This window comes from Bacillus sp. CCB-MMP212 (assembly GCF_022748145.1).
In the GTDB taxonomy this organism is placed as follows: domain Bacteria; phylum Bacillota; class Bacilli; order Bacillales; family Bacillaceae_G; genus Bacillus_A; species Bacillus_A cereus.
In genome coordinates this window covers 581541-603490 of sequence record NZ_JALDQE010000003.1, presented here as the reverse complement: position 1 = coordinate 603490, position 21950 = coordinate 581541, and the positions used below count along the sequence as shown (strand labels likewise).

The window sequence follows — 21950 nt, the reverse complement described above, 5'->3', positions numbered from 1 at the left end:
GAAGCTTTCCCCTCATAAATAAAAAGCTTTTTAAAAGCCCTTAAAGAATTGGGACAAACCTTATATTCTTATAATATAGTTGAGCATAATCCTTTTTTTCATAGATTACAACTTTTATTTATATTCAGACTTCTTTTTCTTTTATGCTGGAAAACTATATATCCTAACTCAATATTGCTAGCAATAACAATTTCATATGTACTATTTTTCAAATCCCCATATCTTTCACTCTATGTTCACATAGAGGTCACATTCACCTTTTATAGTATATATATCGAAGCTGTTCCTCCCTAATTTATAAGACATTCCCCAGTGTCTTTGAATAGCTTCCATCCCTAATTAAATTGACATAAATTGTCCCCTTCCCTTGACCATCTTATGTGATGGTCTTATTTTTTTGTCTTTCTATCTTTTATTTAAAACTTCCTCTCTCTTTCACTCGATGTTCACACAGAGGTCACATCTACCTTTTATAGTATATGTATCGAAGTTGTTCCTCCCTAATTTATAAGACATTCCCCAGTGTCTTTGAACAGCTTCCATCCCTAATTAAATTGACATAAATTGTCCCCTTCCTTGACCATCTTATAAATGATGGTCTTATTTTTTTGTCTTTCTATCTTTTATTTAAAACTCCCTCTCTCTTTCACCCTATGTTCACATGAGAGTCACACCTATCTTTTATAGTATATGTATCGAAGTTGTTCCTCCCTAATTTATAAGACATTCCCCAGTGTCTTAAAGCAACTTCCATCCCTAATTAAATTGACATAAATTGTCCCCTTCCCTTGACCATCCTATGTGATGGTCTCTTTTATTTTCCAAACACAAAATCAATCTATCTGTACTTAAATAAAAACCTAAAAATTCAGAAAATATTGTCAAATTAGGTATTTTTTCGGTATAATTACTTTAGGAAGGAATTTCGCAAAAACAAAAGGGGGATTTTATTGAAACAAACAAAAGCAATCTTAATCGCATTATTTCTAGGTCTAGTTGTTGGACTCACTCTAAATTTAGCCGCTCCATCTATCTTTGAGCCACTAAATCAATATGTGTTCAACCCAATTGGTCAATTGTTTATTCGACTTATTAAAATGCTAGTTGTTCCTGTTGTATTCATTTCTATCGTACTTGGTGCTGCCGGCCTTGGAGATCCGAAACAACTTGGAAGAATCGGTTTAAAATCAATTTCATTCTTTCTCGTAACAACTGCGGTTGCCATCTCTATAGCGGTTACATTTGCACTTATTATAAAACCAGGAGCTGGCGGTAATTTTAAAACAGAAGGTCTTAAGTATGAAGGTGCAAAAACTGAAACATCTTTCGTCGACACATTGCTAAATATCGTACCAGATAACCCAGCAAAAGCGATGGCTGACGGAAACATGTTACAAATCATTGCCTTTGCCGTATTGATTGGACTCGGTATAGCTATTTTAGGAAAACGAGTTCAAGGTATCCATTCATTACTTGAACAGGGCAACGAATTAATGATGTATCTCGTTAATCTCGTTATGAAATTAGCCCCAATTGGAACATTCGGTTTGCTCGCTTCATCCGTTGGTAAAATGGGGCTTGCAGGCGTCGCTGCGATGTTCAAGTATATGATTGTCGTTATGTTAGTACTCATTATTCACGGGGTCTTTGTATATGGTGGCTTATTAAAGGTATTAGCAAAAGAAAGTATTGTTCGTTTCTTTAAACATTTCGGACCAGTAATGGCAATTGGATTTAGTACATCTAGCTCTAATGCATCGCTTCCATTTGCAATGAAAACAGCACAAGATAAGCTTGGCGTTCCAAAAGCGATAAGCTCATTTGTACAACCACTAGGGGCAACTATTAATATGGATGGTACTGCCATTATGCAAGGGGTGGCAACTGTATTTATCGCTCAAGTATACGGAGTTGAACTTACATTACCGCAATTAGCTATGGTCGTATTAACTGCTGTACTAGCTAGTATCGGTACTGCTGGTGTACCAGGTGTTGGACTTGTAATGCTTACAATGGTTTTAAATCAAGTAAATCTACCAGTAGAAGGTATCGCTTTAATTATCGGTATTGACCGTATTCTAGATATGTCTAGAACAGCTGTAAACATTTCTGGGGATGCAATTTGCGCAATGATTGTCGCAAAATCAGAAGAAAAATATAATACTGATCAATCGGCAGCATCGTAAATCAAAAAAGGAGTGAATATATTCACTCCTTTTTTGATTTACTCCCTTTTTTAGAACGATATTCTTTCCCTTTATTATCATTACCAGTTTCAAATTCAGTGCTAAATTCCTGATTAAGCTGGCCGGACTTTGGTGATCCTTGATTACCGCTCCCTTTACTACCGTTACGATTCGTCATATTTCTCCCTCCCTTCCTTGTATTAGTAGTATGGCGCTCTATCTTTTTTCATACACATTTTATTTTTTAACATCTATTACACACGAAAGAAGACCTTCCATATATAAGGAAGATCTTCTCTTTCATCACGTAAGCGTTTTCTTGTTTATAATCACTTAAATAAGTTTTTTGGAAATCGAAATCATTACATTCATTTCATCTTCTGAAAGTGTAGAGAATCTTTCTTGTAAATATTGTTTTTTCGCATCTTCCATTTTCGCAACTAAATCTTTCCCTTGTTCTGTAATCTCTAAATACACAACTCGGCGATCTGATGTAGAACGTGAACGAGTTACAAAACCTTTATTAATTAATTTTTCTGTAACAGCTGTAATATGACTATTCGACACATTTAATTCATTTGCTACACGCGATACCATTTCTTTATTCGTACGATTTAATATTCTCAGGACGATGAATTCATTCCACGGTATGTAACCACCGAATATTTTTCCGATATCATTACGCAATGTGCGAAACATAGCAAACACATTTGTCGATAGTTCTTCCATTAATTGCTCTCGATTTTGAGACAACTTTGACAGCTCCTTTTATTTCATTTAGTTAAATAAAAACCTTATTAATAATTTTACATGAAATCTTACTTTTTGTCACCTTATTTTCCCATAATTCGTAGTTTTTTAATATGTATTTCATGATAAAATGAAGTTAACTTCCAGAAAAAGGGGGTATTTTAATGCATGAGGAGGAGAAATTCTCAAATCTCAGCCTAAAAGATAAAACGATTATCATTAGTATTATCGCTCTTTTTCTCATTATAATTTTTGCATTTATATTTTTTGTATATGTAGGAATCTTTCAAATTACAGGTATAGAGTATAGTTCACGTACTGCGTTACTTCTCTTTTTTTTATTAATCACTTTCTTAGACAGTATTACATTTTTCATCTTCAGTTTCTTCAAAGCGCTGCTATATCCACTAACACAAAACATGCCAAATTGGATTTCTATTACTCTTTTCTCATTCATTGAAATTACACTAGATTGGTTCGTCATTCATACTGCTGATGATTGGATAGAAAGCGTACAAATGTCCAACATAGCTGAATTATGTGTCGTACTATTCTTTTTCCTCTTAAATAAATTATTAAGTGACGAGAAAGAGTAAGAATACAAGCTTTTCTATATAAAAATTGGTACAATGAAAGCAAATCTTACTAAAGAGGTGTTAATTATGAACTTACAACAATGGGCTGATAAAGGTATGTCCTTTGATACATATGTGAATGAAATGCAAGTAAACCAATACGAGCTACTACACATTTACAATAACTTTTTAATTCCAAATGAATTACTTCCTGTATTAGAAGAACGTCAAAATGACGGCTGGCGTGTTATCGTATTAACTGCTGATTGGTGTGGCGATGCTCTTTTATGCGTACCTGTTATGAAACGAATTTCTGAAGTTGCAAATATTGAAATGAGTTTATTAATTCGCGACGAAAACTTAGAATTAATGGATCAATATTTAACAAATGGAACAGCACGTGCGATTCCAATCTTTATTTTCATTGATAAAGATGGAAATGAACAAGCCGTCTTTGGACCACGCGCTCCAAAAGTACAAGAATTAGTAACTTCAATGCGCGCTACATTACCTGAAAAAGAAGATCCAACATTCGAAGAAAAACAAAAAGAAATGTATGCTAATTTCCGTGCTACATTAGCTGATGATACTTCTCTTTGGGAGCATGTAATGGAAAATATGGTGGAAAAAATAGTAAAATAAAAAACCTGCCGAGCTCGGCAGGTTTTTTTATTACATAATGAAGAAATAGAATACCGCAGCTAAAATGAAACGATAATAAGCGAACGGTGTTAATTTCACACGAGATAATAATTTCAAGAATGAAACAATTGCAAGCATCGCAACAACGAATGCAGTTACAAATCCTGTTACAAATAGCGTTATATCTGCTGAGCTTAATACATCCCAGCTTTTAATTAAATCTAATCCACTTGCAGCTACCATCATCGGTACCGCTAAAATGAACGTATATTCAGCTGCCGCTGTATGCGACACGCGAGCTAATAAACCACCACTGATTGTAGAACCAGAACGAGAGAATCCTGGCCAAAGAGCTAAACATTGAAACATTCCAATTGTAAATGCCTGTTTATATGTGATTTCATCTAACGTTCTTGCTGTACTTGGTTTTGAAAACTTCTCAGCAACAATCATTAAAATACCACCGGCTACTAAGCTAATAACAACTGGTCCTGGACCAAATAAAACCTCTTTAATAGTGCTATGGAATAATACGCCAAGTATCCCGGCAGGAATCATCCCGATAATAATATGTAATAAATTTAACGATGGTCCGTCTGTTACTTTACCTATTCCAACTAACGACCATAGACGCTTCCAAAATATAACAACAACTGCTAAAATCGATCCCAATTGGATAACAACTTCAAAAACTTTCGCTCTCTCATCGTCAAATCCAATTAAATGTCCTGTTAAAATCATATGTCCTGTTGATGATACTGGTAGAAACTCTGTTAACCCTTCAACAGCACCCATGATTAAACCAATTAACCAATCAGCCACAAGTAGTGCCTCCTTAATAACAAATAATATGTAATTTTTTCACACCTTATCATAATACCTTATCCCTTTTCAAAGTGCATCCTTTTTTTATTGGTTTCATATGTTGTAGGCGCGTATTTCTTTTCTAATCTTTGATTAAATTGTATGATAGTAAGAGTTTGTTTTTTTATATGGAAAGGGGATTTTATGAAAGAAACTACTTCATTTTCACAAAAGTTAAAGCAATTTGTATTACTATTTTTTCCGATTTTCGTAACGCAAATGTCATTATTTGCGATGAGTTTTTTTGATACAACAATGTCAGGACATGCAAGTCCAACTGATTTAGCAGGTGTTGCAATTGGAACAAGTATATGGCTTCCAGTTAGTACGGGATTAACAGGAATTTTAATGGCTACTACTCCCATTGTTGCACAACTCGTCGGATCCAAGAAAAAAAAGGACGTTCCCCACGTTGTCATACAAGCAGTTTATTTAGCAATTTGTGCTAGCTTCGTTGTTATCCTCATCGGTTTCTTCATCGTTTCACCTATTTTAAACGGCATGCGCTTAGAAGAACCTGTGGAACGAATTGCAGCTCAATTTTTAAGTATTATCGCAATAGGAATTATACCTTTATTCACTTACACTGTTTTACGTGGATTTATTGATGCATTAGGAAAAACTCGCACAACGATGATTATTACATTACTATCATTACCAATTAACGTAATATTAAATTACCTATTAATTTTTGGTAACTTCGGTTTCCCAAAGCTTGGTGGTGTCGGAGCAGCAATTGCTTCCACTGCAACATATTGGTGCATTTTAATTATTACAGTCATTATTATTCAGACGAAAGAGCCTTTTGCCTCTTTCAACATTTTCAAACAATTATATCGCCCTTCTCTTTCGAGTTGGACAACATTCTTAAAGCTTGGCGTTCCTATCGGATTTGCTATCTTTTTTGAAACGAGTATTTTCGCTGCGGTAACGCTCATGATGAGTAATTTTAGTACGACAACTATTGCAGCTCACCAAGCAGCTATGAACTTTGCTTCCTTGTTATATATGACTCCGCTAAGTTTAGCAATGGCAATGACTATTGCAGTCGGATTCGAAGTTGGAGCAAAACGTTACGATAATGCAAAACAATACGGACTGATTGGAATTGGATTAGCCCTTGCCTTTGCTTTATTATATTCAATTCTTCTCTACTTCTTTGATAATCAAATTGCTTCTATTTATACGACAGATGCAAAAGTTCATCATTTAGCAAAAGAATTTCTTATCTTTGCGATTTTATTTCAAATTTCAGATGCAATTGCAACCCCTGTACAAGGAGCTCTGCGTGGGTATAAAGATGTAAATGTTGCTCTAATTATGACTTTAATTGCTTATTGGATAATAGGTCTACCACTAGGTTACATATTAGCAACATATACAGAATGGGCCGCAAAAGGTTATTGGATCGGTCTTATTATCGGTCTAGCATTTGGCGCTGCCTTCCTCCTTATCCGTCTCTTTCAAGTACAACGAAAATATACAACACAAAACAGCCGCTAATAATAAAGCGGCTGTTTTCTTTATGCATATTTTTTCTTGTAACGTATAATATAATGAAAAAGAAAGGTGGGTACATATGGACGACAAAGAAAAAAAGCAATCATTCGATGAAGAATTTGCCCCTGAAATTTCACCTGGATATCGGCAAGATGTACATAAGCCACCTAAATATAAAAACACTTCGTTTTTAATGGGCATTACCATTTTCGCCGCTGTATTACTCATACTTATCATTTTCGTTTATTTTTGATGAAAGGTGGCCTATTATATGAAGAAACAAAATTCCAATCGTTCCAAAAGAACTGTTAAAACACAAAAAGGATATGCAGGCGATTCTGTTCATACACTTAAACAAGTGGAGCAAGGAAATTTATATATTGCTCAAAAAGAACTTGGTCAACAAAATGAAAATCTTTAAAGGTCCTTGATTCCTTGAGGGCCTTTTTATTCCGCATTAAGTAGTACACCCCCAAATGATCTATTGAGCAATGAATTTCCTTTATTGTACGCGCTGCTTTTGTTCTAGCACCATAAATATATTATTAACCTTTACAATTTTCACTTCATAATTCAATTTCATTTCGCTTCTCTTACCATTTTCAGTACCCGCAACGTACGCTACAGCTTGATAGAGAAAACTCTCATCTGTCTCTTCACGTATCTCCTCGTTTGTAAATTTATACTCTAAATCTTGAAAACGATTGGGATAATAATTTTCTATTAATTGTTCATACCCTCTATTTAAAAATAGTTCTTCACCTTTTCGTTTCACATCTTCTTTATTATTAAACTCAAACACGGATAGTTGCTCGGTCACAAAATGCTCTCCTACCTTTTTCATTTCATTATGAGTTAAATTTTCTATACTTTTGTTCTTTAATTCCTTATTTAACTCGTACTGATCAATCGGTTTAAAGGTAGCAAAAACCTCCTCTTTATATGACCAAAACAATACAAAAGCGATACATAGAGAAATGATTAACAGTCTTTTTTTCGTAATACTCCCGCCCTTCTTCATAATGATAGCTATATTTTAACATATAGAAAGAAAATTCTGATATCATAAAGTGTGAATAACTTAACTCAGAAACGAGGAACAATTATGGACTCTTACAAACATTATATAAAAGAAGCTTTGCCTAATCTTTCTATACATTCATATAAACAAAATGAAGAAGGTTGGGATAATGTAGCAATTATAGTAAATGATGAGCTACTGTTTCGTTTCCCGCGAAAACAGGAATATGCAATTCGAATTCCGTTAGAAAAAGAACTATGCACACTTCTCTCTTGTTCACTACATGAAATTAAAGTTCCAAAGTATCACCTATTCTATAAAAAGGAGACTGATGCTATTCCGCTTTGTAGTTACTATACTCTCATTCATGGTAAACCTTTAAAAACAGAAATAGTTACTACACTAGAAAAACAAGAACGAAAAGCACTTATTACACAATTAGCAACTTTCCTTGCTGCTCTACATAGTATTCCTCTAAAAAGTGTTACAGCGTTAGGATTCTCTATTGAAAAAACACTTACCTACTGGAAAGAGCTACAAACTAAATTAAATCAGTATGTTACTAACAATCTTACTTCGTTCCAGAAATCAGCCTTAAATCGTTTATTCGAGAATTTCTTTGCCTGTCTAGCTACATCTAAATTTCAAAATACAATCATTCACGCTGATTTTACACATCATCACATTTTATTTAACAAGCAGAACAAACGCATTTCAGGTGTTATCGATTTTGGTGATGCGCAAATTGGCGATCCTGCTTTTGATTTTGCAGGACTATATTATGATTTCGGACATGAGTTTACTACATCTGTATATGAACAGTACAGTACACTTATTTCTCATCATGATCCATTACTCATTCACCGCATTACTACCTTTTATCAATATAGTCCTTTACTACATAATATTATTTATAACTTTGAATCAGAGAATGAACTCGAATTCATTACAAGTACAGAACAACTAAAAACGATATTACAGGGATGAGATTACATTCTCTCCCTATATACTCTCTCCTCATACATCATTAACTTTTTATCCATTTCAACAATAACTTTATACAATTGAAATGCCTGTAAGATTTGCAGTTGAATTTCAAAAGGAGCATTTTGTTCTTTTAACCATTGAAATACTTTCGTTTCATCTTTCATTGATTATTCCTCCCTTTATCCCGCTATTTGCCGGTAGCCCGATTGACCCCCACTGATTAAAGTTTCACTTTATTAAAATCTGCTACAAATATACCGTAAATGATGAAAAGCTTTTCATGTCAATAACAAAAAAGGATGCAAAGTTGCATCCTTTAATGAACTATATTTTTCTTCTGTTTCGCTTCTTTCTTTACTTCTTCCCCTTGGCATTCACTACGAAACGCACAACTTATACACTCAGAACGAAAATGACGCTCTGTATAGTGCTCAGGTTGCTGTAACATTTCTTTCATTCTAGATAAATCAGCCATTCCAGTTATAATATCTTCCTGTTTCGGAATGTACTCATACTTAGTTCCTTCTATTAAATTAATAACTTCAATTTTTCCTGGAAGAACGCCGAAAGCTTTATAACTGAATACTGTCATTAGCTTCTGACAAAGAGCAAGCATTTCCTCATCCGCATCGACAACATACTTTTTAATTACAAACGACTCAGCATTCCACTCACCAACTTCAAATGTCAATGACATGTGGACACCTAACTCTTCCATATATGTTTGAAACTTCTCGTATAAAAACAATGGTGGTGTCTGACTATCATCCCTTTCAACAAACTGTAATAAGTGATCCGTTAGCTTCGCTAATACAATATAGTACTCCGTCTTCGAAGCAAACATATTAATCCTTACTTTTTTCCAATACTTTTCTATTAATATTAAAAGTACAATTTTCGTTTGTTGACCCGCAGGTAGCGTGTAATACTCGTTAATAATTTGATTCACAATCATTTGCGCTATTTGTTGCCATTCAAATGAAGAAGGTTCTCTTCTTTTTATATGACGAAAATAAAATTTATGCGGACACCGCATAAAATCATACAAATGATAATCTGTCATCGTTTTGATTGAGATTTTCTCATGCACTTGCTCTTCAGCTCCCTTCTGCCATTAAGAAAGGTGTTTTACAAATTCAGCTCCAAACTGTAAACATTTTTCTACATCTTCATCTTCTGGCGTTAATTCTACTTTTAGTCCTTCTAACACAACTGCTGCTCCTCGCTCTTGTAGCTTTTCTATTAAAATATCAACCGCCACTCCGTATTTCGGATAAGCCGAATCACATGATCCGAATACTGCCGCTTTTTTCCCAGTTAAATCAATAGAATCCATTGCATCATAAAAATCTAAGAAATCATCAGGAAGATCACCATCTCCCCATGTGTATGCACCTAAAATAATTCCATCATACTGTTCCAATATAGAAGCTTCTGGTGAATCCATAATATCAATAACTTCAATTTCATTTTCTGTTTCACGAATTACGCCGGCAATATGGTCAGCCATTTCCTCTGTATTTCCACTCATACTTGCAAAAATCATTACTAACTTACTCAACTGAACCTCTCCCTTTACTTTGTATCTCTTTTTCTGTTTGAATGCTCTTCTTCTCATCTACATATTCAGACCGAATTACATTTCGTTGCCATTCCATATGCTGATCAACATCTTTATTTTTATCTTTTAATCCCCTCCGTAGAAGGTGAAATTTTTTTCTCATTAACATGTCGCATCCATCCTATTGATAATAATTATCAATTTCAACTATATTTAGATTAATTGACATTGATTATCAATGTCAACAACTATTTTTAAAAAAATGATTAAAATGTACAAGCTTGTCCGTTAGCTATTCATATACTATAAATGAGCATAGTTCTTTCTCAGCCCTCTCTGACGGAAAGAAATAAAAGCAACTGCGATAGAGCGCAGTTGCCTTTTTTTGTTTTTCTATGATTTTAGTAATCTTATAGTAGTCTCTAAGAATAGCTCCACTCCACAAATTAATGCTGATTCATCCACGTCAAATTTCGGATGATGATGTGGATAACAAGTATATATATTTTCATTACCTGTTCCTAATTTAATGAAACAACCGGGCGCTTTTCTTAAATATGCTGAAAAATCTTCCCCACCCATAGAAGGTTCAAGCTTCACAACACGCTCATTCCCAAACAAATGTAGTGCACTTTCTTCTACTATTTTCGTAATATATTCATCATTAATAACCGGATCATATCCATATCGATACGTATATGTATACGATCCTCCATGTGCTTCTGTAATTCCTTTCACAATTTTTTCGATTTTCCCTTCTGCTTCCACCCTCAATGCTTGATTAAATGAACGAACAGTTCCCATTAAAGTTGCTGTACTAGGAATAATATTGTCAGCCACTCCCCCATGAAACTGCGTAACTGAAAGGACTCTTTGCATGAAAGCACTTGTATTTCTAGATACGATATGTTGTAGATTTGTAATAATCTGCGCTCCGATAGCGATAGGATCTATCGTTTCTTCTGGCCGCGCCGCATGCCCTCCTTTGCCTTGGATCTCAACTGTAAATACGTCTGGTGCTGCCATCATCGGTCCATATACAATTCCTACATTCCCACTTTCCAAGCCAGACATAACATGTAAACCTATTACATAATCAACACCGTCCATAACACCCGCCTCGACCATTTCTTGTCCACCACCAGGGTATACTTCTTCTGCATGCTGAAAGAATAGACGAATTTCTCCTACAAACTCTTCCTTCATATTATTAAGCACCTCTGCAGTACTTAATAATATAGCTGCGTGAGCATCGTGCCCACATGCATGCATCATTCCTTTATTCACAGATGTATAAGATTTACTTGTCTCCTCTTGAATTGGCAAAGCATCTATATCAGCTCGAATCGCAATTACTTTCCCTTGCTTCACCCCCCTTTTGATTGCTAGTACACTATACTTCGTCGGTCTCGTTACTTCAAAAGAAGAAAATGAGCATAATGTATCATATATAAATTGCGAAGTTTCTTTTTCATGAAATGATAATTCCGGATACTTATGAAAATGCCTTCTCCATTTCACGATATTTTCTTCCGAAATTAGACTCTTCCACACTCTATTCATGATAATTTCCTCCTTTTCAAAAGAACTAGAAATTTAAAATTTTACTCCGTCTTAAATGATTAATAAAAACAAATACTGCATTTTTACGTATTCTTATAGTCCACTTTTATGTATTCACACAATCCACTTTCTATTTACATGTCAAACCCATTACAAATTCATGCTGAATGTAATATAATTGCTAAGTTAGGGATTTTCTTTTTTAGTATTTAGTGCTAATATCAGAAAAGAGCCTTTTGACTTATTTTTACCTAAAATGTGGGATTTTGTTTTTTTCACAATAATGTAGGACATGATACCTACAAAGAGCTATTATTTCATTAAGAGAGGGAAAGACATGGAAAGATTAAAAGAGATATGGTCTCGACCACTCACACAATGGGTTGCAAAGACGGTTTATTATCTTGCAATTTTATTTGCATTACTTTGGTTGTATGGATTCCATGATACAAACACAAGTACATTTATTTACAATGAATTCTAGGGTGGGAACGTTATGAAGTTATTAGAACAAATTGAAAAGTGGGCTGCAGAAACGCCTGATCAAACCGCTTTTGTTTGGCGAGATGCGAAAATTACGTACAAACAATTAAAGGAAGATTCTGATGCGTTAGCACATTGGATTTCTTCTGAGTATCCAGACGATCGTTCACCAATTATGGTGTATGGCCATATGCAACCTGAAATGATTATTAACTTTTTAGGATGTGTAAAAGCTGGACATGCTTACATTCCTGTAGATTTATCTATCCCAGCTGATCGTGTACAACGTATTGCTGAAAATTCTGGTGCGAAATTACTTTTATCGGCAACAGCAGTAACTGTAACTGATTTACCAGTTCGCATCGTAAGTGAAGACAACTTAAAAGATATTTTCTTTACTCATAAAGGGAACACTCCAAATCCTGAACATGCGGTAAAAGGTGATGAGAACTTCTACATTATTTACACATCAGGAAGCACAGGTAATCCGAAAGGGGTTCAGATTACTTATAACTGCCTTGTTAGCTTTACAAAATGGGCTGTAGAAGATTTCAACTTACAAACAGGGCAAGTATTCTTAAACCAAGCACCTTTCTCATTCGATTTATCTGTTATGGATATTTACCCATCATTAGTAACAGGTGGTACGCTTTGGGCAATCGATAAAGATATGATTGCGCGTCCAAAAGACTTGTTTGCTTCTTTAGAGCAATCGGATATACAAGTATGGACTTCCACACCTTCTTTCGCAGAGATGTGTTTAATGGAAGCATCTTTCTCTGAGAATATGCTACCAAACATGAAAACATTCTTATTCTGCGGTGAAGTGTTACCAAATGAAGTAGCTAGAAAATTAATTGAGCGTTTCCCAAATGCAACAATTATGAATACGTACGGTCCAACAGAAGCTACTGTCGCTGTAACAGGTATTCACGTGACAGAAGAAGTACTTGATCAATACAAATCACTTCCAGTTGGCTACTGTAAATCAGACTGTCGCCTTCTTATTATGAAAGAAGATGGTACGATTGCACCTGATGGTGAAAAAGGCGAAATCGTAATTGTCGGTCCAAGCGTAAGCGTTGGATATTTAGGAAGCCCTGAATTAACAGAAAAAGCATTTACTATGATTGACGGTGAGCGCGCCTATAAAACAGGCGATGCTGGCTATGTTGAAAATGGTCTTCTATTCTATAATGGTCGTCTTGATTTCCAAATTAAGCTGCATGGTTATCGAATGGAATTAGAAGAAATTGAGCATCACCTTCGTGCGTGTTCTTACGTAGAAGGTGCAGTTATCGTTCCAATTAAAAAAGGTGAGAAATACGATTATTTATTAGCGGTTGTTGTTCCTGGAGAACATTCGTTTGAAAAAGAATTCAAATTAACATCTGCAATCAAAAAAGAACTCAATGAGCGATTACCAAACTACATGATTCCACGTAAATTCATGTATCAATCTTCTATTCCAATGACACCAAATGGAAAGGTAGATCGCAAAAAATTATTGAGTGAGGTTACAGCATGACCGCATATGGATCATTTTATTTTTTCGCTATAGTGGGCATTTTATTAATACCTACTATCATAGCTGGATTAAAAGGTAAAATGTTGCGTAAATATAATGCCGTTTTAACATTAGTCATGCTTGCTATTATCTTCTCAGATAAACCAAAGCAAGCAATGATGTTAGCTGCATTTATTATTTGGCAATATGTCCTTATTAAAGGCTATTTAATTTTAAGAAAACAAAATAATAGTACATTCACATTTTGCATAGCTGTTATTTTATCGATTTTGCCTCTTATTTTGGCAAAAATCGCACCATTTGCATCGTTATTACCTGAGTTAAAACTTGTTGTTTTTCTAGGTATATCTTACGTAACATTCAGAGCAGTTCAAATGGTATTTGAAGTTCGTGATGGTTTAATTAAAGAGCTTTCTTTCTTTAACTTCTGGGAATTCGTTTTATTCTTCCCTGCGATTTCAACAGGACCTATCGATCGTTACCGAAGATTCCAAAAAGATATTCAAAAGCCACCTAGCGCTGAAGAATATCAAAATTTACTATATACAGGACTAAATCGTATTTTCCAAGGTTTCTTGTATAAATTTATTATTGCTTACTTAATAAAGCAATATTGTATGGATCCAGCATTCGCTCAACACGATACAATCTTTTCAAATATGATTTACATGTATAGCTATAGCTTATATCTATTCTTTGATTTTGCTGGTTATAGCTCTTTTGTAATTGGTGTAAGTTATATGATGGGAATTAAAACGCCAGAAAACTTTAATAAGCCATTCCTTAGTCGTAATATTAAAGACTTCTGGAACCGCTGGCACATGAGTTTATCATTCTGGTTCCGTGATTTTATTTACATGCGTTTCGTCTTTTTTGCAACGAAGAAAAAGTTAATTAAGAACCGTTACACAATTTCGTATATCGGTGCATTTTTAAACTTTTTCATTATGGGAATTTGGCATATCCAAGGAAGCGCTGTTGCGCAGTATGTTATTTATGGTCTATATCATGCCGCACTGTTTATTTTATTCGATATTTTCGAACGAAAAAACAAGAAGCATAAGTTTTGGCCCAACAATAAATTCACACGCATCCTTGCGATTGTAATTACGTTCCACGTTGTATGTTTCGGTTTCCTAATCTTCTCTGGACACCTTAACAGATACTTTTAATGCACCCTTCTTATTCCATTAAGAAGTTGCACATATAATATATTTCGGATATAAAGGAGATTTTAAAAATGGCAGAATTCAAAGAGCAAGTATTAGATATTTTAGAAGAAGTATGTGAAAACGATATTGTGAAAGAAAACTTAGATGTTCAATTATTTGAAGAAGGTATCCTTGATTCTTTCGCTGTAGTATCTTTATTAGTTGAATTCCAAGAGCGTTTAGATATTGAAGTTTCTATTTCTGATTTTGACCGTGACGAGTGGGCTACACCAAACATGGTTATTAAAAAGTTGGAAGAAATCCGATGAACAAAGCAAAATTTGGTCCGATGCTTTTAGCATTGGCCCTTTTTGCTGTATTCTTACTTATTCCAACGCGCTTTCTACTTCCACTTTTAAGTGATGAAAAAGTAGAACAAGCTGCTACTTCTTTAAAAGAAGAAAAAATTCAAAGTATGATTTTACAGCAAAAGATGTTAGCAGATCCAAAATATCTTCCGATGTACGGTTCATCGGAATTCGCACGTATGGATGCTTTCCATCCATCTAATTATTTTAAAGTAAAGCCTGAAGGATTTACGCCATTCCTTCTTGGACGCGGCGGAACACAAGACCTTGTACATGTGTTAAACTTCGCATCTACAATGGATCAATTGAAAGATAAGAAAATGGTATTCGTTCTTTCTCCGCAATGGTTTGTACCACAAGGTATTGACGAGACGCACTTTGCACCTAACTTTTCAAAACAACAAGGTTACCACTTCATTTTCAACAATGATTTAAAACCTGAAATGAAAAAACAAATTGCACAGCGTTTATTAAACTTTGAGATTGTAAAAAAAGAAACTTTATTAAAAATTTCGCTTGAAGGTATCGCTTATGATGATACGAAGTATAAAGTAAAAGCACTTGCTGCTAAACCTTTCGCTTATATTTATCGTAACATTTTAGATCGTAAAGATTTATTTACAGCTATGTTTAATATTAAACCGCACAAAGAAAAGCTTGATCCTTCATTAAAACAAATGAACTGGGAAGAGGCTCGTAAACATGCGGATCAAACAGGTGCAGTAGAATCTGGATCTAATGAATACGGTATTGAAGATGATTATTTCAATAGCAAAATTAAGAAAAAATTAAAGCAACGTGAAGGTTACTTAAAAAATGATTCTTATGACCAATCGCCAGAATATGAAGATTTACAAATTGTACTTGATTTATTAAAACAATCTGGTGCAAAACCACTCTTCATTTCTGTTCCTGTAAAAGGTCCTTGGTACGACTACGCTGGCTTCCCGAAAGAACGCCGCGAAGCATACTATAAGAAAGTTCATGAGCAAATTGAAAAAGCTGGTTATCCAATTGCCGACTTCTCAAATCATGAATACGATAAATACTTCTTAAAAGATCATATGCACTTAGGTTGGAAAGGCTGGGTTTACATCGACGAAGCCATCCAACAATTTTATAAAGCAAACTAATGAAAAGACCGCTTGAATTACTCAAGTGGTCTTTTTGTATATATTTTGTAATTGCTCGATTGCATTCCCCGCTTCTTTCATAACTCGCTCCACTACATGCTGAGCTGATTCGATTCGTGCCAACGATGCTGCCTGTCCTGCCCAAAGTGACATATATTCTTCCTTATTTTGCTTCGCTGCCTCTTGGCGTATTTTAGAAGTTAATACGTTTTGCACTGGATACATCGGAAGCCCTTCTTCTTTTCCTTCATGTCTCTCTATAAATTCATTCCGGATACCCCGTGCATATTTCCCGGAAAACGCACGAGTTACCGTTGTGCTCGTATCTGTACTATGTAAAACCGCTTCTTTATACACATCGTGCGTAACACTCTCTTCACTTGTTAAAAAGGCCGATCCCATTTGAACACCTTCTGCTCCTAGTGCCAATGCCGCAACAAGCCCTTGTCCGTTCATTACACCACCTGCTGCGACAATTGGGATATGCGGAACAGCTTCTACTAACTGAGGTACTAACGCAAAAGTACCAATCATAGCATCTCGTTCTTTCCCAATAAACGTTCCTCTATGCCCTCCTGCTTCGCTACCTTGTCCGATAATAATATCTACTCCTAGCTCAGCAAGTACTTTCGCTTCCTTCACATGGGTAGCTGTTCCGATAACTTTTATTCCACTTCTTTTTAAAGCATTTATTTCTTCTTTTTCTAACGTTTGAAATGCAAAACTAACGACCGGTACTTTTTCATCTAATAGCACTTGTAATTGTTCCTTATAGCTTTTTGGAAGCTTTAACGTCCCCTCTACTTCTATACCTAATTCTCTATTCACTCCACTTAGTAATACTTTCGCCTCATTTATCTTCTCTTCTTCTATTTGTATCTCTTTCGTTACAAGTAAATTAACACCGAAAGGCTTATCTGTTAGTTCTCTTATTCTATAAATCGCTTCACGAATTTGTTCTGGGCTCATATAGCCCGCTCCAAGCGTCCCTAATCCTCCGCTATTACTTACTGCTGCAACAAGTTCTGGCGTCGTAATCGTGCCTGCCATACCGGCTTGAACGACGGGATACTCAATTTTTAATATGTCTGTTACTCGACTTGTAAACATCATTTTCCCTCCTATTTCCTTTATATCTTCTTTATTTGATAAGCTTTCCCCTGCTTTTGCAAGGGTTGGACCTCAAATGAAGCGAATATATTGAAAGAGAAGGAGGCTGAGCTTAATGATTTATCCAAATGCATTAAAACAAGGTGATACAGTAATGATTATTGCACCATCTGGTCCACCTACAATCGAAAATGTATTAAAAGGTGTGAATGTATTACAAGAGATGGGGTTATCCGTAATAATCGGGAAGAGTGTTTACGAGAAATATGGATTTTTAGCCGGAAGTGATCAAGTTCGGCTTGACGATATACATGAAGCATTTACAAATAATGAAGTGAAGGCAATTTTTTGTGCACGAGGTGGTTATGGAAGTGCTCGTCTTCTTCCTCACATTCAATATGAAGTTATTAGGCAGAATCAAAAAATCTTTTGGGGATATAGCGACATTACAGCTTTACATACTGCTTTTTCACGTTATGCAAAGCTTATAACATTTCATGGTCCGATGATTGAAGAACTAGGAAAAGGTATTGATTCCCTATCTTTATCCTCTTTTAATCAGCTATTCCATCCGTATTCAACCATTTTATCTGCATCAGAATGTATCGTACCTAGCTCTCACAGTACAGTTACAAGTACGTTAGTTGGAGGAAATTTAGCTGTGTTAACAAGTATAATTGGTTCGCCCTACGAGATAAATACGGACAATACACTTTTATTACTTGAAGACATTGGTGAAGAACCATACCGCATTGACCGTATGTTAAATCAGCTACTTTTATCTGGAAAGTTTAATGAATGCAGGGGCGTTATTTTCACAAGTTGTCACGACTGCACTCCTTCAAAGCCATCTCAATCATTGCAAACAATATTATATGAATATTTCGCGCCATATCATATACCTGTCCTATTCGATTTACCAATTGGACATATAAGTCCAAACATCGGTATTCCACTTGGAGCTACAGCGACAATAAACACGAATAATAAAACAGTCTCTATTTCTTCTGGTATAGCCACTTCATATTCAAATTAAAAAGTAAAAGGAAAAGCGATTACGCTTTTCCTTTTACTTATAATAATTAAAAATTCGTCCAGATGCGATATCTGCAATTTCTTCTGGAATAAATGTTTTACTTATATCAGTGCCAACATTTAATACAGCTGTAGCATCTTTCTCAATGCTACCAAATAACTCTTTCCCACGTATCGTAATAAGGGGCGTTCCTTCTGGCAACACATCTTTTACAAATTCCATTTGTGTAAAGAACGGAACGATCCATCTACCTTCTCCTTGGAAATGACGCAAACGAAGTATTCCTTCTGTTGCCCCGTCCTCTGCTTCTAGTGAACCAGCAACATAAAACTCAGTAGATAAGAGCAATTCATAAAATTCCTTTTGCTTCTGTTTATCATCCCCTGCTACAACAAGTACCTCTTCTAATTTCTTTACTGAAATTTGCTCCATATGATGCCACCCCTATTTTCAAAATGATTGTACTTAGATTATACGAAATATTCTTATTTTTTTCTACATAATTCGCAATTATTTTCTTAAAATAATTTTAACACTTCTTTTGTCGTCACAATCGTAGCAAACTCTTCATGTAAATTTACAAGTGTCATATTGTGAATATCTTCTGCACTATACTCTTTACCATCTAAACCTATACGGTTAAAAGTAGCCGTTGCATCACTCACTAAATATGTTGTAAATCCTAAATTCCCTGCCATTCGTGTCGTAGTTTCCACGCAATGATTTGTCGTTAATCCTACAACCACTACTGCATTACATTTGTTCTTTCTTAATTGCTCTTCTAAATTTGTCCCAATGAACGCGCTGTTAACGAATTTCTGAATAACCAATTCACCAAGTAGTGGTTGCACTTCTTCTTTAAAGTTTACCGTTTCCGCTCTCTCATAAAACATTGACTGAGCATTTTCTTTATTTACATGTTGAATATGAAAAACTGGTCGTTTCCTTTTTCTCCATTCTTCTAACAAAATTCTCATGTTTTCTTCAGCAAAAATATTATTTCTCTCACCCCAATCTGGTAATTGAAATGCCTTTTGTACATCGATTATGATAAGTGCTATTTGATTTGTCATCATTTCCCCCTTAATTTGGCTGTAATTGAAATAGAAAACCAAGTTGTTGTGACGCGGTAATAAAGCAAACATAGGCGCAAAGCTCTACAATTTCTTTTTCTGTCCAATATTGTTTTAATGCGTGAAACATAGTATCATCTATTGCTTTTCGGTCATGAACAAATGTATGCGCAAAAGTAACGGCTACACCAATCTCCTCTGCCTTTTGCACATCATCAGGTCTTCCCTTTGCCATACAGTACGGACATTCATTCCCATACGCTAATGTCCTTCTCACTTGCTCCTTCAACTCTGCTGAAAGAGTTCCTTTATTGTACAGTGTATCTTCTAACTTACTCCACGAGTGTAATATATCCGAATTATGCCCTAATAACTTTTGAAACTTTGTATCTCCTACATTTGATAATGAAATTCTCTCCATCATTTCCCCTCCTATTTCCTTCTGTTTTATTGTAAAATAAATAACGTTCACTTTACATTTCATATGAATCTTAATTTATATTTTCCCTTTACAAAAATCATTATTTTACTGGAGGTATATTTACAAATGCAACTAGACCGTGTTGATCGAAAAATTTTAAATGAATTATATAATGATAGTCGCCTTTCGATGCGTGAATTGGCGAAACGAGTAAACTTATCTGCTCCGTCTACTGCAGAACGTGTTCGTAAACTTGAAAGTGAAGGCGTTATTCAAAAATATACAATCGATATCGACTATAAAAAAGCAGGACTAGTTTTAGATTGTATTTTAGAAATCACTTTAAAAAATGGTGATACAACACGTATGCAACAGTTTATTCAGTCTTATCCATCTGCAAGTTTTTGTTACCGAGTAACAGGAAGCTTATGCTACATTGTAAAAATTTCTGTTCCTTCACTCGTTGAACTTGAAGAATTTATCAATGATGTTTCTTCATATGCAACGACAGTTTCTCATATCGTATTATCAGAAGTATCTCTTACTCCTGATATTGAACATATCTTCCCAGAAGATTAATTTATTTTTATTCATAAATTATTAAAAAACCCCTTACAATAAGAATAAAAATAATATATTATGTATTAAAATACATAAAATTCGAGAAAGGGGCTTTACATTGAAAATCTGGTTTTATGAAAAAACGGCACAATTAGATGACTTGCTTGGTATTTGGGACAATGTTCCGACCATCCCGCGAATTGGTGAAAAAGTGGAGATTTTAAAGACAGTCCGCACTGTTACAGATATTAAATATGTAAAGAACGGTAATAATTTTCGTGTAGAAATTATTACAAATTAAAAAGTAGCTCCTAAGAGCTACTTTTTAATTATCTATTATGTGCTTTCTTTATAACGATTTTATCTTCTTCTACAGCTACTGTTACATAATCATTTTCTTCTAACCGAAGCTTATTTACAGCCTCATCTGGTAACTCTATGGCCATCAATCTATCGGTTACGATCACTTGACTATACACTTCATTTTCTTGTGATGAATTCACTACTTTTTGCTCATTTATAAAACGTACTGGTGGCACGCCAACTTCTTTTACTGTACGCCATTGTTTCCAAACATACGGAATTAACCATAGTAATCCAACAACTGTAAGACCGATACCAATCCATAAATTACTTTGCGCTTGTAATTCAGTAATTGAGATTGTACCACTTTCTTCTCCACCGAAAAATTGCATACTTGTTGCAATCAAATTATTTAGAGCGTGCACAGCTATATTCGTCCATATATTTTTTGTCTTTATGTATAAAAGACACATAACGACACCAAACATGAACGCACCAATAACATCAAAATGTCCTAGGCCAAAAATAATTGAAGATATAATTACAGCTTTTTTAATTCCCCATTTATGAGCCATTCGCTGTAAGAAAAATCCCCTAAAAATAACCTCTTCCATAATAGGTGCTAACACACATGCTGAAATGAAAGTAAATATCGTCATATATACGTTACTCGTATTAATAACATTTCCGTCTTCTAGCATAGTAACTAAGAAATTCGGTAACGTATGTGCTAATATGTAAAATTGAATCTGAGATATGCCAACTGAAAAAATCATCCCCATTATCGTTGCTAATACAATTAATCCCCAAGATAAACGTCCTGGCTTATCAAAAAAACTGTTAAATACAATATTATTTTTATTTGTTTTTACGTATAGCCAAAGTAACGGAAATACAAAAAATACAGTTATTTGTGAAATAACCTCCATCGTATTCTCAGAAACATTTGCTAGACCTAATGGTATCATTATAAGGAACACCCCTATAATCATCCATCCAAAAAAGCTACGTAGCCTTATACGTGAAAATGCATAGTGCATATAGAACACCTCCAAAGATAGTAAAAGTAAATGGTCGGATAACTACATTATAATATGAATATAGTTGAAACTCTTCCTATTTTTCTCAATTACT

29 protein-coding genes are annotated in these 21950 nt (G+C 34.7%); 15 read left to right on the top strand and 14 right to left on the bottom strand.

The window, feature by feature from the left end; genetic code table 11:
• Positions 1-950 precede the first annotated feature (950 nt).
• Entirely contained in the window at positions 951-2186 is a 1236-nt protein-coding gene (locus MRP26_RS11550) for a dicarboxylate/amino acid:cation symporter (protein WP_000814809.1), read from the top strand.
• 22 nt (positions 2187-2208) lie between these two features.
• On the opposite strand, the gene MRP26_RS11545 is transcribed toward MRP26_RS11550, so the two are convergent.
• Together MRP26_RS11545 and MRP26_RS11540 are read right to left on the bottom strand one after the other, a co-directional pair.
• The gene (locus tag MRP26_RS11545; protein ID WP_242806163.1) at positions 2209-2364 is read right to left on the bottom strand and encodes an imidazoleglycerol-phosphate dehydratase; all 156 of its coding nucleotides are present in this window, start codon (positions 2362-2364) and stop codon (positions 2209-2211) included.
• A gap of 155 nt (positions 2365-2519) precedes the next feature.
• Complete coding sequence (locus MRP26_RS11540; protein ID WP_000081434.1) at positions 2520-2939, bottom strand: MarR family winged helix-turn-helix transcriptional regulator; 420 nt, start codon at positions 2937-2939, stop codon at positions 2520-2522.
• 161 nt (positions 2940-3100) lie between these two features.
• Here MRP26_RS11540 and MRP26_RS11535 point away from each other — a divergent pair, with 161 nt between their 5' ends.
• Together MRP26_RS11535 and MRP26_RS11530 are read left to right on the top strand one after the other, a co-directional pair.
• Complete coding sequence (locus MRP26_RS11535) at positions 3101-3532, top strand: YrvL family regulatory protein (protein WP_000544072.1); 432 nt, start codon at positions 3101-3103, stop codon at positions 3530-3532.
• Positions 3533-3565: 33 nt separating this feature from the next.
• Positions 3566-4153, top strand: coding sequence for a thioredoxin family protein (locus MRP26_RS11530; protein ID WP_002040836.1), 588 nt, complete (start codon positions 3566-3568; stop codon positions 4151-4153).
• A gap of 30 nt (positions 4154-4183) precedes the next feature.
• On the opposite strand, the gene uppP is transcribed toward MRP26_RS11530, so the two are convergent.
• The gene (uppP, locus tag MRP26_RS11525; protein WP_000796253.1) at positions 4184-4975 is read right to left on the bottom strand and encodes a bacitracin resistance undecaprenyl-diphosphatase; all 792 of its coding nucleotides are present in this window, start codon (positions 4973-4975) and stop codon (positions 4184-4186) included.
• A 186-nt stretch (positions 4976-5161) separates the two neighbouring features.
• Between uppP and MRP26_RS11520 the strand changes: the two genes are divergently transcribed.
• From MRP26_RS11520 to MRP26_RS11510, 3 genes are all read left to right on the top strand, one after another.
• A complete protein-coding gene (locus MRP26_RS11520) occupies positions 5162-6520 on the top strand; it encodes an MATE family efflux transporter (protein WP_098672300.1) in 1359 nt (452 codons plus the stop codon).
• Positions 6521-6596: 76 nt separating this feature from the next.
• Complete coding sequence (locus MRP26_RS11515) at positions 6597-6770, top strand: hypothetical protein (RefSeq protein ID WP_000341062.1); 174 nt, start codon at positions 6597-6599, stop codon at positions 6768-6770.
• Between the two features lie 18 nt (positions 6771-6788).
• Positions 6789-6938 (top strand): hypothetical protein, encoded by a 150-nt coding sequence (locus MRP26_RS11510; protein ID WP_000744623.1) that lies wholly within the window; start codon positions 6789-6791, stop codon positions 6936-6938.
• An 81-nt stretch (positions 6939-7019) separates the two neighbouring features.
• On the opposite strand, the gene MRP26_RS11505 is transcribed toward MRP26_RS11510, so the two are convergent.
• On the bottom strand, positions 7020-7538 hold the full coding sequence (locus tag MRP26_RS11505; protein ID WP_029441798.1) for a hypothetical protein: 519 nt from the start codon (positions 7536-7538) through the stop codon (positions 7020-7022).
• A gap of 84 nt (positions 7539-7622) precedes the next feature.
• On the opposite strand from MRP26_RS11505, the gene MRP26_RS11500 reads away from it, so the two are divergent.
• The gene (locus MRP26_RS11500; RefSeq protein ID WP_242806162.1) at positions 7623-8525 is read left to right on the top strand and encodes an aminoglycoside phosphotransferase family protein; all 903 of its coding nucleotides are present in this window, start codon (positions 7623-7625) and stop codon (positions 8523-8525) included.
• Positions 8526-8527: 2 nt separating this feature from the next.
• Here the strand turns inward: MRP26_RS11500 and MRP26_RS11495 are convergent, their stop codons facing one another.
• The 5 genes from MRP26_RS11495 to MRP26_RS11475 all read right to left on the bottom strand — a co-directional run bounded on the left by MRP26_RS11495 (position 8528) and on the right by MRP26_RS11475 (position 11649).
• Positions 8528-8689 (bottom strand): hypothetical protein, encoded by a 162-nt coding sequence (locus MRP26_RS11495; RefSeq protein ID WP_000651086.1) that lies wholly within the window; start codon positions 8687-8689, stop codon positions 8528-8530.
• A 152-nt stretch (positions 8690-8841) separates the two neighbouring features.
• Positions 8842-9615, bottom strand: a complete 774-nt coding sequence (locus MRP26_RS11490) for a hypothetical protein (protein ID WP_000544579.1) — start codon at positions 9613-9615, stop codon at positions 8842-8844.
• A gap of 24 nt (positions 9616-9639) precedes the next feature.
• A complete protein-coding gene (locus MRP26_RS11485) occupies positions 9640-10086 on the bottom strand; it encodes a flavodoxin (RefSeq protein WP_000041153.1) in 447 nt (148 codons plus the stop codon).
• Positions 10079-10255, bottom strand: a complete 177-nt coding sequence (locus MRP26_RS11480) for a hypothetical protein (RefSeq protein WP_000929009.1) — start codon at positions 10253-10255, stop codon at positions 10079-10081. Before MRP26_RS11480 ends, MRP26_RS11485 begins: the two co-directional genes overlap by 8 nt.
• Positions 10256-10479: 224 nt before the next feature.
• Positions 10480-11649, bottom strand: a complete 1170-nt coding sequence (locus MRP26_RS11475; protein ID WP_053564927.1) for an amidohydrolase — start codon at positions 11647-11649, stop codon at positions 10480-10482.
• 337 nt (positions 11650-11986) lie between these two features.
• Between MRP26_RS11475 and MRP26_RS11470 the strand changes: the two genes are divergently transcribed.
• From MRP26_RS11470 to dltD, 5 genes are all read left to right on the top strand, one after another.
• Positions 11987-12133: a teichoic acid D-Ala incorporation-associated protein DltX gene (locus MRP26_RS11470; RefSeq protein WP_000440293.1), complete on the top strand. Its 147-nt coding sequence runs from the start codon at positions 11987-11989 to the stop codon at positions 12131-12133.
• A 12-nt stretch (positions 12134-12145) separates the two neighbouring features.
• Positions 12146-13660, top strand: coding sequence for a D-alanine--poly(phosphoribitol) ligase subunit DltA (gene dltA, locus MRP26_RS11465; RefSeq protein WP_053564928.1), 1515 nt, complete (start codon positions 12146-12148; stop codon positions 13658-13660).
• A complete protein-coding gene (dltB, locus tag MRP26_RS11460; RefSeq protein WP_089170677.1) occupies positions 13657-14832 on the top strand; it encodes a D-alanyl-lipoteichoic acid biosynthesis protein DltB in 1176 nt (391 codons plus the stop codon). Before dltA ends, dltB begins: the two co-directional genes overlap by 4 nt.
• Before the next feature lie 68 nt (positions 14833-14900).
• Positions 14901-15140: a D-alanine--poly(phosphoribitol) ligase subunit DltC gene (gene dltC, locus MRP26_RS11455; RefSeq protein ID WP_000807310.1), complete on the top strand. Its 240-nt coding sequence runs from the start codon at positions 14901-14903 to the stop codon at positions 15138-15140.
• Positions 15137-16312, top strand: a complete 1176-nt coding sequence (gene dltD, locus MRP26_RS11450; protein WP_098680113.1) for a D-alanyl-lipoteichoic acid biosynthesis protein DltD — start codon at positions 15137-15139, stop codon at positions 16310-16312. The genes dltC and dltD overlap by 4 nt, the downstream gene beginning before the upstream one ends.
• Positions 16313-16333: 21 nt before the next feature.
• Here dltD and MRP26_RS11445 read toward each other — a convergent pair whose 3' ends face one another.
• Positions 16334-17422, bottom strand: a complete 1089-nt coding sequence (locus tag MRP26_RS11445) for an NAD(P)H-dependent flavin oxidoreductase (RefSeq protein WP_069355284.1) — start codon at positions 17420-17422, stop codon at positions 16334-16336.
• Between the two features lie 115 nt (positions 17423-17537).
• On the opposite strand from MRP26_RS11445, the gene MRP26_RS11440 reads away from it, so the two are divergent.
• Entirely contained in the window at positions 17538-18458 is a 921-nt protein-coding gene (locus MRP26_RS11440; protein WP_098680115.1) for a S66 peptidase family protein, read from the top strand.
• A 33-nt stretch (positions 18459-18491) separates the two neighbouring features.
• Here the strand turns inward: MRP26_RS11440 and MRP26_RS11435 are convergent, their stop codons facing one another.
• The 3 genes from MRP26_RS11435 to MRP26_RS11425 all read right to left on the bottom strand — a co-directional run bounded on the left by MRP26_RS11435 (position 18492) and on the right by MRP26_RS11425 (position 19952).
• Positions 18492-18890, bottom strand: coding sequence for an SseB family protein (locus tag MRP26_RS11435; protein ID WP_000435265.1), 399 nt, complete (start codon positions 18888-18890; stop codon positions 18492-18494).
• 86 nt (positions 18891-18976) lie between these two features.
• Entirely contained in the window at positions 18977-19531 is a 555-nt protein-coding gene (locus MRP26_RS11430; RefSeq protein ID WP_069355282.1) for a cysteine hydrolase family protein, read from the bottom strand.
• Positions 19532-19541: 10 nt separating this feature from the next.
• Entirely contained in the window at positions 19542-19952 is a 411-nt protein-coding gene (locus MRP26_RS11425) for a carboxymuconolactone decarboxylase family protein (RefSeq protein ID WP_016082359.1), read from the bottom strand.
• A gap of 126 nt (positions 19953-20078) precedes the next feature.
• On the opposite strand from MRP26_RS11425, the gene MRP26_RS11420 reads away from it, so the two are divergent.
• Together MRP26_RS11420 and MRP26_RS11415 are read left to right on the top strand one after the other, a co-directional pair.
• Positions 20079-20531, top strand: coding sequence for an Lrp/AsnC family transcriptional regulator (locus tag MRP26_RS11420; RefSeq protein ID WP_001175498.1), 453 nt, complete (start codon positions 20079-20081; stop codon positions 20529-20531).
• A gap of 100 nt (positions 20532-20631) precedes the next feature.
• The gene (locus MRP26_RS11415) at positions 20632-20814 is read left to right on the top strand and encodes a DUF3913 family protein (RefSeq protein WP_000707107.1); all 183 of its coding nucleotides are present in this window, start codon (positions 20632-20634) and stop codon (positions 20812-20814) included.
• 28 nt (positions 20815-20842) lie between these two features.
• On the opposite strand, the gene MRP26_RS11410 is transcribed toward MRP26_RS11415, so the two are convergent.
• Complete coding sequence (locus MRP26_RS11410) at positions 20843-21856, bottom strand: CPBP family intramembrane glutamic endopeptidase (protein WP_000558808.1); 1014 nt, start codon at positions 21854-21856, stop codon at positions 20843-20845.
• Between the last annotated feature and the right edge of the window lie 94 nt (positions 21857-21950).

What these genes read in the sequence shown, in the direction of transcription:
- MRP26_RS11545 (WP_242806163.1), bottom strand. Translation starts at nt 2,364, where the DNA reads ATGACGAATCGTAACGGTAGTAAAGGGAGCGGTAATCAAGGATCACCA.
- MRP26_RS11535 (WP_000544072.1), top strand. Translation starts at nt 3,101, where the DNA reads ATGCATGAGGAGGAGAAATTCTCAAATCTCAGCCTAAAAGATAAAACG.
- MRP26_RS11530 (WP_002040836.1), top strand. Translation starts at nt 3,566, where the DNA reads ATGAAAGCAAATCTTACTAAAGAGGTGTTAATTATGAACTTACAACAA.
- MRP26_RS11520 (WP_098672300.1), top strand. Translation starts at nt 5,162, where the DNA reads ATGAAAGAAACTACTTCATTTTCACAAAAGTTAAAGCAATTTGTATTA.
- MRP26_RS11515 (WP_000341062.1), top strand. Translation starts at nt 6,597, where the DNA reads ATGGACGACAAAGAAAAAAAGCAATCATTCGATGAAGAATTTGCCCCT.
- MRP26_RS11510 (WP_000744623.1), top strand. Translation starts at nt 6,789, where the DNA reads ATGAAGAAACAAAATTCCAATCGTTCCAAAAGAACTGTTAAAACACAA.
- MRP26_RS11505 (WP_029441798.1), bottom strand. Translation starts at nt 7,538, where the DNA reads ATGAAGAAGGGCGGGAGTATTACGAAAAAAAGACTGTTAATCATTTCT.
- MRP26_RS11500 (WP_242806162.1), top strand. Translation starts at nt 7,623, where the DNA reads ATGGACTCTTACAAACATTATATAAAAGAAGCTTTGCCTAATCTTTCT.
- MRP26_RS11495 (WP_000651086.1), bottom strand. Translation starts at nt 8,689, where the DNA reads ATGAAAGATGAAACGAAAGTATTTCAATGGTTAAAAGAACAAAATGCT.
- MRP26_RS11480 (WP_000929009.1), bottom strand. Translation starts at nt 10,255, where the DNA reads ATGTTAATGAGAAAAAAATTTCACCTTCTACGGAGGGGATTAAAAGAT.
- MRP26_RS11475 (WP_053564927.1), bottom strand. Translation starts at nt 11,649, where the DNA reads ATGAATAGAGTGTGGAAGAGTCTAATTTCGGAAGAAAATATCGTGAAA.
- MRP26_RS11470 (WP_000440293.1), top strand. Translation starts at nt 11,987, where the DNA reads ATGGAAAGATTAAAAGAGATATGGTCTCGACCACTCACACAATGGGTT.
- dltA (WP_053564928.1), top strand. Translation starts at nt 12,146, where the DNA reads ATGAAGTTATTAGAACAAATTGAAAAGTGGGCTGCAGAAACGCCTGAT.
- dltB (WP_089170677.1), top strand. Translation starts at nt 13,657, where the DNA reads ATGACCGCATATGGATCATTTTATTTTTTCGCTATAGTGGGCATTTTA.
- dltC (WP_000807310.1), top strand. Translation starts at nt 14,901, where the DNA reads ATGGCAGAATTCAAAGAGCAAGTATTAGATATTTTAGAAGAAGTATGT.
- dltD (WP_098680113.1), top strand. Translation starts at nt 15,137, where the DNA reads ATGAACAAAGCAAAATTTGGTCCGATGCTTTTAGCATTGGCCCTTTTT.
- MRP26_RS11445 (WP_069355284.1), bottom strand. Translation starts at nt 17,422, where the DNA reads ATGTTTACAAGTCGAGTAACAGACATATTAAAAATTGAGTATCCCGTC.
- MRP26_RS11440 (WP_098680115.1), top strand. Translation starts at nt 17,538, where the DNA reads ATGATTTATCCAAATGCATTAAAACAAGGTGATACAGTAATGATTATT.
- MRP26_RS11435 (WP_000435265.1), bottom strand. Translation starts at nt 18,890, where the DNA reads ATGGAGCAAATTTCAGTAAAGAAATTAGAAGAGGTACTTGTTGTAGCA.
- MRP26_RS11430 (WP_069355282.1), bottom strand. Translation starts at nt 19,531, where the DNA reads ATGACAAATCAAATAGCACTTATCATAATCGATGTACAAAAGGCATTT.
- MRP26_RS11425 (WP_016082359.1), bottom strand. Translation starts at nt 19,952, where the DNA reads ATGGAGAGAATTTCATTATCAAATGTAGGAGATACAAAGTTTCAAAAG.
- MRP26_RS11420 (WP_001175498.1), top strand. Translation starts at nt 20,079, where the DNA reads ATGCAACTAGACCGTGTTGATCGAAAAATTTTAAATGAATTATATAAT.
- MRP26_RS11410 (WP_000558808.1), bottom strand. Translation starts at nt 21,856, where the DNA reads ATGCACTATGCATTTTCACGTATAAGGCTACGTAGCTTTTTTGGATGG.